Raw genomic sequence first — 13,404 nt, forward strand, 5'->3', positions numbered from 1 at the left:
CAGCCATAGGAGGTCAACACCATGTCCAGCTACACCGCGATGCCATCCCTCGAATCCCTTCAAGAAATCTACAAGATCGACCCGGCGAGTCCCTCGGGTCTCTCCCGCATCAAGGCCACCCGTGGTCGAAACGGTCGAGTCGGCCCAGTCGTGAGCATGGGCAGCGACGGCTACTATCGAATGAAGTTTGACGGCCAGTTCTACCGGACCCATCGAGTCATCTTCTTTATGCACACCGGCATCGACCCTGCCGAGCTTGTTGTCGATCACATTGACGGCAACAAGTTGAATAACAAGGTTGAGAACCTGCGCACCTGTACCCAGCAGGAGAACCTTTGGAACTCCAAGTGCCGTAAGAAAGCCGATGGACTTCCCAAGGGTATCTTCCAGCAGGGAAGTCAATTCGGCGTCAGGCTTTCTATTGGAGACGACAAGCCCGGCGTGGTCTGGTTTGCAAATGTCCGAGCGGCTACCAGATATGTAGATCAGATTCGCAAGCGCTACCACGGCGAATATGCACGCAACGCTTAATTCGCTCAGTCTTTCTCCAGCGTGTCAATAGGGAGGACAAATACCCTCACTATGGCAGTAGGCAGAGAACAGCAAGAAAAAATCTCTCGCCACCTACCGGTTCCTCGAGGACCGATCAGCGACGACCAAGCGACAAGAGACCAGCCACCATTGCGGTGATGCGAGCCAGCGCCAACAGTCCCCGATAAGCAGACCCCAGCGTCTGGCTCCAGTAGGAAGGAGCACAGCTTGATATTGTCGATCCATGAAGCGATGCCCACAAAGGACACCGTTGGAGAGACCGTGCATGGAATTGGGGCCGCCATGCATCGCTCAAGTTGTACGGGGGCCTTTTACTTAAAGATTACTCTTTGAGTAACTCTATTATTATTATCTTTAAATCAATCTAACAATAAGAACTTAAAGATAATCTAATAGATTCCTCTGAGTTAGGGATTGGTCTTGCGACCATAACATCCCTGTTCGATCAGTCACCTCAAAGGAGGTCCATATGAAATTCCACCTTGTACTTGACGGCATCCCACAAGGACGCCAAGAGACCCTGTTGTCTATTGAGGCAGCTATGCCCACTGGTCGCCATCGCCTCGCTGTCTTCAATCTCAAGAACATCGGTCTACGGACCAGTAAAGGATATGAGAGCTGCCTTGAGTATGTGTCGGGCAAGCTGGGAGCGTTCCTCATGGGTCCCCTTGAAGAAACCCTAACGGCTACCGGTCTCGACCTGCTCCGTTTCTACCATGTCATTTGTGGCGTGCCTGTGGTCCTCACAGCCCGTCATTGACCGTCGCCACGGTCCTCTCAAAGATGCCCTTCAGGCTTGCCATGTCCTGAATCAGCGTCATCAACACCAATACCACTTGAAACCCAGAACCTTTTGATCGTCCTTGAAGATGCCCGCGAAGGCTTTCTCCTTGGCCGTCTGGTCGTGCGCGTCTATGGCGCAAGGACGAATCAAAGGGTCCCCAATAGGAGAACCCAACCATGAAAATCACCATCACCAAAGTCCTGAAGAACGAAGTCACCGTGTCGGGCCAGACCCTTAACCGTGAGTACGTCGAGAACATCATGTTGCCCATGCTGGTCGCCCAATGCGGGACCGTTAAGGGCCAGCAATTCGAGATCGTTAAGGCGTTCGATGAGGCCGGTCTGTCACTCCAAGCGATTCCTGTAGTTGCCCGAGAGTACCGCCAAGACCAGCACCAGAAGGCCCAAGAGAAGGCTCAGAGAGAGGCTGAGGCCCGTTGGCATCAAGAGCGCTGCCGTGAGTACACACCTCGTGAGATCGCCCAAGCGAAGGCCGATAAGGAAGCCCGAGCCGCTGCCATTCGTGAGCATGGTGCCCGTATCCGTGCCGCCTCCCGTGCCAATAGCGCTGGCTGGTAACAGCACCTCGACACACAACCACTTCATTCATCTATTCAGGAGAAACAACCATGACTAAGCCATTCCAGTACACCAAACCTTCGACCTACACTACCGCCATCACCGATGAGCACACTGGGTCGATTCGATTCAACACTGCTGATGTTCGCCCAGAGACCCAAGCGGCCACCGATGTGTCCGTCTATGTGGAGGCCCTTGTGGAGGCCGCTGAGGACTATTTGAACGGCGATGAGTGGCGAGAGGCTGCCATGGAGGCCACCCCTTGTGAGTTCCGTCCGGCTGGCTCTGAGGCCACTGGGCAACAGATCATCACCATGGCCGACCGCTCCGTCACCTTCGACCCGCGCAAGAACTGGGACAACCAGACCATCGACAAGGGTGAAGTCCTGGCCGGTTCTGTGATCTTCACTGAGGCCACCGACACGGCATTGGTCATCAGCCACCGTGCCACCATCCTCGACCACAATCTGATGGCAGGCTTCACCGTCCAGTCCATGGAGCAAACCGCTGACAAGATGCTCCGTGACATCGAGCACAGCGCAGCCGGTAAGGTCGCTGCCATCTTGGCGACTGCCCCAAGCACTGAGAGCTTCACCGAGGGCAAGCCTACGGGCAAGCCTGTCGAGATCGCTGAGGACCTCATCGACATCCTGACGACCCACGTTAACCAGACTGTGGGCACCTCGTTGAGTGACTTCGTGATCCTGCTCCCAGTGTCGCTGGTGGCTGTCCTTGAGCGTGCTGCTCAGCGTGCTGGTCTGGGTTCTATCGAGGAACTCATTGGCGCAGGCGTACAGCCGTACACCGGGACTGACCATGGCATCTTCATGTTGCCCAAGCTGTTCACCTCGCTGAGCTACCGTGAGCGCCAAGACGGCAGCGTGTGGCGCATCGAAGCGACCCGCAATCCGAACGCCCAAGGCTGGGACCTTGAGATCATGGCTGTGGTGGACATCATCGCCAATGGCATGGTCAAGGTGAAACTGACTACCGATGGTCTCCAGACCGTCCAAGTGCCGTTCCCGCTGGTCACCAATGTGAAGCTGACCGCCGAGTGATCCAGTAAGTAGCCCCGTAAGGCCGGACCTAAAGAGGGACCGGCAGGGGCACCGCTTCAACGAGCTGAAATCTCAGCCCGTCTTTGTGCATCCAGAAAATGGACGCGCAAACCAATACTGCCCGTCGCTGGGCACACCTAAACGAAAGTCTTCCTGTTTGTTCCTTCATGCCACCGGCAGAACCCTTGGTCGGGTCTTTCGGCTGCCCGTGGGAGCGAACTTGAGGGAGCAAACAAGAGGAAAAGACCAATGAGCATCGACATCAAACACAAGCATTCCGGTCACGTCATCATCATCGAAGGCCACGCCTTCAAGGCAAACGACCGGGGCCAATGGGACCTGACAGACATCTGGCGAACCCTGAAGCTGCCAAAGGGCAAGCAACCGGGCCAATGGAACAACTTGAAGGAAGGCCAATACATGAGGGAAATGGGTTTTTCCCATTCCGCTAAGGCTGGTGCAGTTACAGTGACCCACGCCAACAAACGAGCAGCTCTTGCCTATGCGGGCTGGGTCTCTCGTGAGTTCGAGACGATGGTCTATGACGCCTTCGAGGCGATCCTTGAGATGCCGGAGGTAGCTGCACTGGTGGCCGACAAGATGGCCTCACTGGGCAATGACCATGGTGCAAACATCCTCAAGCGCATGACCTTCAACGACAAGTGCGATTGGAAAGCAATGAAGGCTCCCCACAAGAATACTCAAAGGGGCCTAAAGGCTGCCGTCAGAAAAGGCCATTTGACACTTCAGCGAGCTGGCGAGCTTGGACTTAGAATCTAAGCAGGAATAAATACTTTCGTAACCAGAAGCTAAGGGTCTATGCTTGTGGAATAACTCGAATCTCAAGGACCTACGATGAGTGTCACGCTATGTTACACCTACAAGGGCAAGCGAGTCGTCACTAAGGTTCCTGTTGAGTCTCTGACCCCACATGCAGCGCTATGCTATGCATTACTTCAATCAGGTGCTTCTGATGACCAATCTCAAAAGAGCTGGCCGCATTCCTATGAGCGCCTCCTTGAAGTAGCTCAACATCACGAACTCACAGACGTTCGTTTTCACAAGTCATTTTAATCTCTATAGGAGAACCCCATGGACCACCTACAGGCCCTCTACTGGGTCTGTCTGGCCGTTCAACTGGGGTTCTGGTTGTGGACTCACAGGCCCCCTTGAGAATCTGACAGAAAAATCTGAAAGGTCACCATTACAAGACTTCCCGCGCAGGTTCCCCCATAGGCCCTCGCGTGGGTGCCCGTGGGCGCGTTAAGGACCCCAGTTAACTCGCCCTTGCGGTCTCGCTGCCTGTCACCAACACTGTCACCAGCTTTGTCACCAAACTCCTTGAGGTCCTCTATGAAGCCCGCTACGCTTGACCTGCCACCATGCCCCACTCAGTTCTGGGCCAACCCGGAAAACTTTGGCAAGTACTGGTGGTGATGATGAGTGTCTCGGTCTGCCCTTGTGGCAGTGGCAACCTGCTTGATGCCTGCTGTGGGCATTACCATGCCGGTACCCCCGCACCCGATGCCCAGACGCTGATGCGCTCACGCTACAGTGCCTACGTGCTGGGCCTGGTCGACTACCTGGTCGCCACCACCCTGCCCGCCCAACAGGCCCAGCTGGACCGCGCCGGCATGGCCGCCTGGAGCGCCCAGAGCACCTGGCTGGGGCTGGAAGTGGAAAGCGCGCAGGTGCTGGGCGGCCAGCCCGAGCATGCCTTTGTCACGTTCACCGCACGCTGGCACGACCCGGACGGCGACCACCAGCACCGCGAGTGCTCGGCATTCGTCCAGCACGCCGGGCGCTGGTACTTCATAGACCCCACGGTCGCGTTGAAGGCCGGGCGCAATGACCCCTGCCCATGCGCCAGCGGGCAGAAGTTCAAGAAATGCTGCGCCAGTTACATGGGGAACCGAGCATGATCGAACGCGCCCGTCTGCTGCTGCTCGGTTCGCTGCTGGCATTGCTGACGGGCTGCGCCAGTTGGAGCGCAGACGACTGGCGCCCGCCTGAAGTGCACCTGGTCGAGGTCGAAACGGTCAAGGCCAGGTTGCTGCAGCAGGAATTCGTACTGCACCTGGAGGTCATCAACCCCAACGACAGCCGTCTGTTCATTCGCAGCCTGGCCTATGCCGTGCGGCTCAATGACCTGCTGCTGGTGCAGGATGAAACCAGCCTGTGGCGAAGCGTAGGCGGCCACGACCGGCGGACCTTCAAGATCACCGCACGCACCAACCTCTGGCGGCAACTCAAGCCACTGGCCAAGCTGCTGAAAAGTGGGCAGCCGCTGCATTACACCCTGCAGGGCGACCTGGCCACTGGCCTGCTGATTCACCGGGACCTGCACTTATCGCGCAGTGGTGAGATAATCCCCGGCGATCACATCCCGGAGTAACCCTGCAATGTCCCAGCAACCCCACGTTCATGGCCCTGACTGCAACCACGACCATGACCATCACCACGACCACGGCCATGTCCACGGCCCACACTGCAACCACGGCCATCAGGAGCCGGTACGCAACGCCCTGAAGGACGTTGGCCGTAACGACCCGTGCCCGTGCGGCAGCGAGAAAAAATTCAAGAAGTGCCACGGCGCCTGATCTAGCGCGTCTGTGGGGGTATGGCCCGCCGCGCCTGCTTCGCGCACCATGCCCCCGGTCCAGCACTGCCCGCCGTGCCTGGCGCTACGCGGCCTTGCGCCGGTTCGCCCCCAGCAAGTCCTGGTACCACAGGCCGGCGTCATAGGCGATGGTCACCAAGGTGGTCCCCGCATAGCGCGGCTGCTGGGCCATGCGCTGGACAACCGCCAGGCAGGCGGCGGCCGTGTTACCGACGAAGACCCCGCTTTGCATGTAGAACCAACGTTGCGCTGCCAACATTTCGGCATGCTGCACCTGGGCCCGTTCGTCCACCAGCGACCAGTCCAGGAATGGCGGGCTGACGCCTACCGCCATGCCTTCGAAGCGGTGATCGGTGAATACGCCAGCCTTGGAGTCACAGCCGTTGGGGTCGACCAGCACTGTCGACACCTCGAAACCGTGATCCTTCAGCCCCAGGGTAATGCCCGTGAAACTGGCGCCCGTGCCCGCGCAGCCAACGAACAGGATGTCCTTGCCGGCGCCCGCGTTGGTCAGTTGCAGCGCCAGTTCACTGGCTGTCTGGTAGCGGTGCGCTTCGATACCCACCGGGTTGTTGAACTGGTCGGTATAGAAGTATGACTTGCCCAGCGCGGCCTGGTTTTCCAGGTGGTGCATCACCACGTCCTTGGGCGTGGCACCGGCCATCAGCATTTCCTTGCCAATCAGCCGGGCGCCGAAGCATTCCAGCAAGTCCCGCTTGGTCTGGCTGAAACTCAGCCCAACCGCCAGCTCGACGGCCACCTGATACGCTTGGCATGCCGCCAGCAAGCCGAAGCCAAAACTGCCGCCGGTTTTTTCGATGACCGTGGTCACCCCAGGGATGATGTCGCCATTGCGCACGGCGTGCTCAACTATGCGCCGGGCAGCGCGGTACTTGTGGCTGCCACCGGGGTTGTTCATTTCCAGCTTGGTGTAGATGCGCTCGCTGACGTTGATGAGTTCGCTCATTTTCGGCTCCCTTCCATGGAAGTCTGCAGGCAGGCCTTGCTCTGCAACAGGCCAACGGTGGCGATCAGCAGGCCGATGCACAGGGCCATGCAGATGGCGTTGGTGCCGTCCCAGCCCACTGTGCTCAACAGCAGCGCGGGGCTGAACGCACCGATGGTGGCGCAGATGGCAATGCCCAGATCGTTCTTGCCCTGCATCTGCATCGCTGCCGGGCTGTTTTGCAGCGACTGCGCCAACAAGGCTCCGCCGCCGACGTAAGTCAGGTTCCAGCCCAGCCCCAGGGCGATCAGCGCCGCGGTCATCATGCTGTAGCTGTGCGACCAGATATTCAGCGCCGAGCAGCCGATCAACAGCGCCAGGCCCGCGCAGATGGTAGTCCGGATGCCCAGGCGCTGGATGATCGCCCCGGTGAAGAATGACGGGGCGAACATGGCGATCACGTGCCACTGGATGGCCAGGCGCACGTCGGTAAAGTCTTCGTGCATATGCTTCATGTGCATCGAGGCCTGGATCATCAGCAGGTTCATGATGCCGTAGCCCAGCGCCGCGACCGCCATTGCCACCAACACGCTGGGGCTCAAAGGCTCGCTGCGGCTGCTGGCCGACGTGGCAGCGCTGCCGGTTGCAGCGGCCAGGCCGGTGTCGTTGGGCAGGCACACTGCAATCAGCAACGACAATAGCGCCAGCCCGATGAACGCGGCATAACACAGCGAGAACAGTGGGTAGCCACCCACGTCACGCAGCCACTCGGTGAGCGTCGGGCCCACCACGGCGGCAATCACGCCCCCGGCCACGACCAGCGACAGGGCTTTTGGCTTGAGGGCCTGGGAAAGGTTGTCGGTGGCGGCAAAACGGTTGAAGTTGGCGAAGGCGATGTAAACACCCAGCGCCGAGTGGCTGAGTACCAGCGTGGCAAAATGCTGGTGCTCCACCGCCAGAAAGCCGCTGACACCAGACACCGCCAGCGGAATGGCCCCCAGCATGAAGGCCTTCTTGCGGCCGATACGGCTCATCAACCTGGAAACCGGGTAGGTTGCCAGCATCAGGCACAGGAACTGGAACCCATACGGTACCGTCGACCATGCGGCGTCGGGGGCCAGTGCGGCGCCAACGATGGCCGCCATGGTCACCGACATCACGGCGGTGGTCAGGTTGATCGACTGGGCGGTGAAGTACAGGTAGGTGCGCCGCGGCAGGGTAGTGTTCATAAGGCATGCTCGTGGTAGGCGCTAAGGTCGATTTCGGCATCCGGGAACACGCAGATCAGGCGTTCCTTGCCTCTGCCCAGCCGTTTGCGCTTCACGCTCAGGCGCCCTATGCGCCTTGGCGAATCGAGGTGGGTGCCACCACACGGAATCTCGATGCCGTTGTAGGTCCACAAGCGTGCGTCTTCCAGCCCCTCGACGGCGTAATGCTCGATGGGCGCGTCGCCACCGATCAGTTCGTTGGCGCGCCGTTCTATCTCGATCACCTCCTCAGCGGTGAAGGCGTCCTCGACCAGAAAGTCGAACCGAGCCGTGTCCTCTTTGATGTGGCAGCCGATGGTCCACTGCTTCAGTTCCTCACGCACGCCGATGGCAGCGGCATACAGGAAGTGGCTGGCACTGTGAGAGAGTGTTAGCCGCTCGCGCCGTTGAATATCGATGCTCACACGGGCGGGCATATCGACAGTCACTTCATCGAGTAAGTGCAAGTCGTCCGGGTGCACGGTGTGAATGATGATGCCGCCCAGTTTCCCGCCTTTGAAACCTTCCAGGCGAATAGGGCTGCCATAGAGTTTCTTGACCCAGACAAAACGCACCTTGCCGATCGGAAGTTCAATGATTCCATAATCAGCTTCCTGGCCACCGCCTTCCGGATAAGCCACGGTACTTTGCAACTCGATACCGTCGCTGTGCACGCGCGTTACTTGCGTATTGGCAGCGGCCAGGTATTGATCCTTGTAATACAGTTTTTCGGTATTGCGCAGAACTTCGTAATTCAGAGCATTCATGACTCGAGTACCACCTGCAATGATGTTTTAACCTGCACCCGGGCGGCGGCAGGGATGTCTTTGGTAACGATGCAGCCCGGCCCGATGAAGGCGCCGTCACCAATGTGGATAGCCCCTAGCACGCTGGCGAACGCGCCGACCTGAACCCGGTCGCCCAGTGTCGGGTGGCGGGGGCTGGAAGGGTTGCCGCTGATGCCGCGGGCCCCCAGGGTGACGCCGCCGAGCACGTAGCAGTCGTCACCGATGGTCGCGGTTTCACCAATGACGGTGCCCATGCCGTGGTCGATGATGAAGCGCGCGCCAATACGGCTGCGGAAGTGGATCTCTGCGCCCGACAGCATCTTGCCGCGGCGCGAGATCATGGCGGCCAGGCACTGCCCACCGGCGCCATATACCGAAGCGCCATGGCGGTACACCCAGTGTGCAAGCCGATAATGCAAAACCGCCGCATAGGACGTATAAGTTCTGGCAATGAATACCAGGTCGCGGCCGGCGGCAGGGTCTTTGCTGGCGAATGCCAACAAGTCGTCATGGGCCTGTTCCGCCACCCGTTCAATAACATCGGTTTGTTTCAGCGCTTCGAATTCTTCAATTGAACAGCACTCCAGTAACGCCGAGGTCACAAGGTTTTTTACAACGTTGAATGACTCCAGTTCTTCAGGCACAGGAAGCCTGGCAATGACGGCTGATTGCATGTCCATAGGGTGCACGGCTCGATATCCAGTTGTCTGGTGTTTACAGACGTTAAACGGGCTGCCAGGGCTGGCAGCCGAAAGTTCCGACGAGGGAATAGTGGCAGGTAATGGCCATGTGCAAACGAACAGTCGACAAGCATTTCCGTTAACTGTTAGGCTTTTTTTTCTAACGGTTGGGAACCTGCCATGAGCACCTGCAGCCTTCATCAATTGCTCAAGCAACGCCTGGATGCAGGGGAATGGTTGCCTGGGCAGCGCATGCCCTCCATTCGCAAGCTCACGGCGGCGGTCGATTTCAGTTACCACGATGTGGTCTCGACCTATGCCCAGCTGGTCAGCGAAGGGGTACTGACCGCCTCGCCAGGGCGCGGCTACTTCGTCGCCAACCGCAGCCGGCAGGCGAACGTGATCCACGAACCCGAGTGCATGGCCGGCGACCCGCTGTTCCGGCTGCTGCAGGGCGGCCAGCACTACACCAAACTTGGCAGCGGCTGGCTGCCCCCGGCGTGGCGCGACACCGAGCTGCTGGCCAAGGCGATTCGGCGCACGGCGCGGCTGGAGCAAAGCTCCCTGGCCGAGTACGGCGATATCCAGGGCTACCTGCCCATGCGCAAACAGCTGTGCGTGCACATGAAACGCCTGACCCGGGTTGAGGTTCGCCCCAACCAGTTGCTGACCACGCTTGGCGCCACCCAGGGCCTGGACCTGGTCGCCCGGTTGCTGATCAAGCCGGGTGACCATGTGTTCGTCGACGAGCCGGGCAACGGCAACCTGATCAAGCTGATACAACTGGCCGGCGGCCAGGTGGTCGGCATCCGCCGAACCCAGGACGGGCCAGACGTAGAAGAGATGCGCAGCTACCTGGCCAGGCACAAGGTCAAGGCGTTTTTCTGCAACAGCACTTTCCACAACCCCACTGGCAGCAACATCAGCCCGCACAACGCCTTCAGCGTGCTGCGCCTGGCCGTGGAACACGAGTTCTACGTGGTGGAGGATGACGTGTATGGCGACTTCAGCCCGGCCGTGCGCCAGACGTTTGCCGAACTGGACAACCTGGACCGGGTCATCTACGTCGGCAGCTTTTCCAAATGCCTGTCGGCGTCGTTACGGGTAGGTTTCATCGCCTGCTCGCAAGACCTGATCGAGCCGCTGACCCGCCTCAAGCTGCTGACCTGCGTGGCGGTGCCGGCGTTTTGCGAGCGTTTCGTCAACACCATCCTGTCGGACGGCACCTACGCCCGGCACATGAAAGATGTGCAGCAGCGGCTGATCCGCCAGCAAGTACAGACACAGCGTTTGCTGCTCGAGCGCGGCTGGCAGTTCGAGATCGCGCCGCAGGGTGGCATGTTCCTCTGGGTCTACCACCCGCAACTGCCCGACCTGCAGCCGTTGATGCGCAAGCTGGAGCAGCACAAGATCCTGCTGATGCCCGGCTCGGCGTTCGCTGTCAGCCGTGATTACCGGCGTTACGCCCGCATCAATTGCACGCATTTTTCCGACGCCCTGGCAGGGCACTTCGAGGTTTGACCCGCCACCGGCAAATAAACCGACCTGGGACCTTGCATGGCGCCTGCGCGCTCACTACCTTAGCGCCTTTGCAAACTCGCCTCGCCCTGCAGGAGCCCTTGCCATGGCCGCCGCCGCCTTTCCTCACTTCCGCCCGCGGTTCACCACCGCTGCCACGCTGCTCGGCCTGCTTGGGCTGGCCGGCTGCCAGACCGGCGGCTACCAGGGCAGCGTGCCACCCGCCAGCGGCGTGCAGCCGCTCAAGGGCCTGGCACAGAACGTCTCGGTGCGGCGCAATGCCATGGGCGCACCGCTGATCGAAAGCAGCAGTTTCCATGACGCCCTTTTCAGCCTGGGCTATGTGCATGCCGGCGACCGCATCGAGCAGATGGTCGCCATGCGCCTGCTGGCCCAAGGCCGCCTGGCGGAACTGGCCGGCAGCGACGCGCTCGACATCGACCGCCTGATGCGCGCCGCCAACCTCAAGCAAAGCGCCGCCCAGCAATACGCCGACGCATCGCCACGGCTCAAGCGCTTTTTCGAGGTGTACGCACGCGGGGTCAATGCCTACCTGTTCCGCTACCGCGACAAGCTGCCAGCGGATTTGGCCAACAGTGGCTATCGCCCCGAATACTGGAAGCCTGAAGATTCGGCGCTGCTTTTCTGCCTGTATGCGTTCAGCCAGTCGGTGAACCTGCAGGAAGAACTCAGCGCCCTGACCCTGGCGCAGAAAGTCGGCAGCGACAAACTGGCCTGGCTGCTGCCCGGTGCACCGGACGAGCCCTTGGCCACAAGCGAAGTCGACAAGCTCAAGGGCCTCAACCTGGCCAGCCAGTTGCCAGGGCTGCCGGCGCTGGCGGCCGCCAGCCAGAAGCTGGCCGACCTCGACCTGCTCGGTAGCCCAGGCTCGGCCAACCTGGCCCTGGGCCCGCAACGCAGCCGCAGCGGCAAAAGCCTGCTGGCCAGTGACAGCCGCGCCGCCTGGGCCCTCAGCCCGGTGCAGATCCACACCAGCAAGTACCAGGTTGCCGGCCTGTCGCTGCCGGGCCTGCCGATCGTGTTGGCCGGCTACAACGGCAAACTGGCCTGGAGCAGCAGCGCAGTCATGGCCGACAACCAGGACCTGTTCCTCGAACGACTGCGCCGCCAGGGCAGCCAGCTGAGCTACCTGGCAGATGGCAAGTGGGTGCCGGCCCGCGCGCGCAGCGAAACCTTCTTCGTGCGCGGCCAGCGGCCACAGCGCGAAGTGATGTATGACACCCGCCACGGCACCCTGCTGGCCCAGCCCGACAACGCCAGCCTGGGCCTGGCCCTGAACTTGCCGCAGTTCAAGGGCGACCGGAGCCTGGATGCGCTCTTCGACCTGACCCGCGCCGGCAACCTCGAGCGCGCCTTCGACAGCACCCGCGAGGTCACTGCGGCCGCCCTCAACTTCGTGTTCGCCGAGCCCGAGCACATCGGTTGGCAGGTCAGCGGGCGCTACCCGAACCGCCGCGAAGGCCAGGGCCTGCTGCCCTCCCCTGGTTGGGACGGGCGCTATGACTGGGACGGCTACGCCGACCCGATGCTGCACCCGTACGACCAGGACCCCACTGCTGGCTGGATCGGCCATGCCAACCAGCGCAGCCAGCCACGCGGCTATGGCATGCAGCTGTCCAGCACCTGGTACTACCCTGAGCGTGCCGAGCGTCTGGCCCAGCTGGCTGGCAATGGCCGCCATGACAGCCGCAGCCTGATGGCCCTGCAGAACGACCAGGTCACGCTAATGGCCAATCAGCTCAAGCAGATGTTCGACGCCCCCGGCATGGCCCAGCCGCTGAAGCAGGCAATCGACGCCCTGCCAGGCGCACAACGCGACAAGGCCCGCGAGGCATTGGCGCGGCTCAAGGCATTCGACGGTCGCCTGAGCCCGGTATCGGCAGACGCCGCGCTGTATGAACTGTTCCTGCAGGAAGTCGCCAGGCAGACTTTCCTCGATGACCTCGGCCCTGCGTCCAGCCCTGCCTGGCAGGCCTTCGTAAGCAACGCGCGGTTGTCGTTCTCGGCACAGGCCGATCACCTGCTGGGGCGCGACGACAGCCCGTTCTGGGACGACCGCAACACCCCGCAGAAAGAAGACAAGCCAGCCATTCTGGCCCGCAGCCTGGCGGCAGCCGTGGATGCCGGCACTGCGCAGCTGGGCGCCGACCGCCGCGCCTGGCAATGGGGCAAGCTGCACCAGTACCACTGGCCGGCGCCGGCCTACCATGGCTTGGGCGATGCCCTCAGCCGTGCGCCGCAAGCCGCAGGTGGCGACTTCACTACCCTCGCGCTCACCCCTTACGCCTGGGGCAGTGACTTCACCACCCGCCTGCCCGCCTCCGCGCGCATGATCGTCGACTTCGGCCAGGCCGAACCGCTGCAGGTGCTGACCAGCAGTGGCCAGTCCGGCAACCCGGCCAGCGCCCATTACAGCGATGGGCTGGATGCCTGGTTCAAAGGGCGCTTCATGAGCTTGCCGCTGCAACAGCAGAACTTCGCGCGAGCGTATGGCAACCAGCGCTTGACGCTGGTGCCGGGCAAGTAGCGTACCCGGGCATGGAAGCCTGTGACCCTTTCCCTTGAAGAAATGGTTCGAACTCCCAAGCTGGTTCCGAGCTCCTAACAAGTAC

At 60.8% G+C, this 13,404-nt stretch carries 14 protein-coding genes; 10 read left to right on the top strand and 4 right to left on the bottom strand.

The window, feature by feature from the left end; all coding sequences use genetic code 11:
- The first annotated feature begins 21 nt into the window (after window positions 1–21).
- The 8 genes from B3361_RS01645 to B3361_RS01680 all read left to right on the top strand — a co-directional run bounded on the left by B3361_RS01645 (window position 22) and on the right by B3361_RS01680 (window position 5,572).
- Window positions 22–531, top strand: coding sequence for an HNH endonuclease (locus B3361_RS01645; protein WP_174713058.1), 510 nt, complete (start codon window positions 22–24; stop codon window positions 529–531).
- Window positions 532–1,021: 490 nt separating this feature from the next.
- Window positions 1,022–1,312: a hypothetical protein gene (locus B3361_RS01650; protein WP_286920046.1), complete on the top strand. Its 291-nt coding sequence runs from the start codon at window positions 1,022–1,024 to the stop codon at window positions 1,310–1,312.
- 200 nt (window positions 1,313–1,512) lie between these two features.
- Window positions 1,513–1,914 carry a hypothetical protein gene (locus B3361_RS01655; RefSeq protein WP_034112190.1) on the top strand — a complete coding sequence of 134 codons (402 nt, stop codon included), beginning with the start codon at window positions 1,513–1,515 and terminating at the stop codon, window positions 1,912–1,914.
- A 50-nt stretch (window positions 1,915–1,964) separates the two neighbouring features.
- The gene (locus B3361_RS01660; RefSeq protein WP_182369116.1) at window positions 1,965–2,972 is read left to right on the top strand and encodes a hypothetical protein; all 1,008 of its coding nucleotides are present in this window, start codon (window positions 1,965–1,967) and stop codon (window positions 2,970–2,972) included.
- Between the two features lie 249 nt (window positions 2,973–3,221).
- Window positions 3,222–3,752, top strand: coding sequence for a hypothetical protein (locus tag B3361_RS01665; protein ID WP_061304825.1), 531 nt, complete (start codon window positions 3,222–3,224; stop codon window positions 3,750–3,752).
- 659 nt (window positions 3,753–4,411) lie between these two features.
- On the top strand, window positions 4,412–4,894 hold the full coding sequence (locus B3361_RS01670; RefSeq protein ID WP_009684592.1) for a YchJ family protein: 483 nt from the start codon (window positions 4,412–4,414) through the stop codon (window positions 4,892–4,894).
- The gene (locus tag B3361_RS01675) at window positions 4,891–5,367 is read left to right on the top strand and encodes an LEA type 2 family protein (RefSeq protein ID WP_009684591.1); all 477 of its coding nucleotides are present in this window, start codon (window positions 4,891–4,893) and stop codon (window positions 5,365–5,367) included. Before B3361_RS01670 ends, B3361_RS01675 begins: the two co-directional genes overlap by 4 nt.
- 7 nt (window positions 5,368–5,374) lie before the next feature.
- Window positions 5,375–5,572 carry an SEC-C metal-binding domain-containing protein gene (locus tag B3361_RS01680; RefSeq protein ID WP_009684590.1) on the top strand — a complete coding sequence of 66 codons (198 nt, stop codon included), beginning with the start codon at window positions 5,375–5,377 and terminating at the stop codon, window positions 5,570–5,572.
- A gap of 84 nt (window positions 5,573–5,656) precedes the next feature.
- On the opposite strand, the gene B3361_RS01685 is transcribed toward B3361_RS01680, so the two are convergent.
- The 4 genes from B3361_RS01685 to B3361_RS01700 are packed head-to-tail and all read right to left on the bottom strand — an operon-like array spanning window position 5,657 to window position 9,253.
- Window positions 5,657–6,559 (bottom strand): pyridoxal-phosphate dependent enzyme, encoded by a 903-nt coding sequence (locus tag B3361_RS01685; protein WP_054904068.1) that lies wholly within the window; start codon window positions 6,557–6,559, stop codon window positions 5,657–5,659.
- A complete protein-coding gene (locus tag B3361_RS01690; protein WP_054904067.1) occupies window positions 6,556–7,767 on the bottom strand; it encodes an MFS transporter in 1,212 nt (403 codons plus the stop codon). Before B3361_RS01690 ends, B3361_RS01685 begins: the two co-directional genes overlap by 4 nt.
- Window positions 7,764–8,552 carry an alanyl-tRNA editing protein gene (locus B3361_RS01695; protein ID WP_054904066.1) on the bottom strand — a complete coding sequence of 263 codons (789 nt, stop codon included), beginning with the start codon at window positions 8,550–8,552 and terminating at the stop codon, window positions 7,764–7,766. Before B3361_RS01695 ends, B3361_RS01690 begins: the two co-directional genes overlap by 4 nt.
- Complete coding sequence (locus B3361_RS01700; protein WP_054904065.1) at window positions 8,549–9,253, bottom strand: serine O-acetyltransferase; 705 nt, start codon at window positions 9,251–9,253, stop codon at window positions 8,549–8,551. The genes B3361_RS01695 and B3361_RS01700 overlap by 4 nt, the downstream gene beginning before the upstream one ends.
- Before the next feature lie 180 nt (window positions 9,254–9,433).
- Between B3361_RS01700 and B3361_RS01705 the strand changes: the two genes are divergently transcribed.
- Window positions 9,434–10,774 (top strand): PLP-dependent aminotransferase family protein, encoded by a 1,341-nt coding sequence (locus B3361_RS01705; RefSeq protein ID WP_054904064.1) that lies wholly within the window; start codon window positions 9,434–9,436, stop codon window positions 10,772–10,774.
- 103 nt (window positions 10,775–10,877) lie between these two features.
- Window positions 10,878–13,319: a penicillin acylase family protein gene (locus tag B3361_RS01710; RefSeq protein WP_054904063.1), complete on the top strand. Its 2,442-nt coding sequence runs from the start codon at window positions 10,878–10,880 to the stop codon at window positions 13,317–13,319.
- Window positions 13,320–13,404 lie beyond the last annotated feature (85 nt).

It is taken from the genome of Pseudomonas sp. UBA6699 (assembly GCF_002454615.1).
GTDB classification, from domain to species: Bacteria; Pseudomonadota; Gammaproteobacteria; order Pseudomonadales; family Pseudomonadaceae; genus Aquipseudomonas; species Aquipseudomonas juntendi.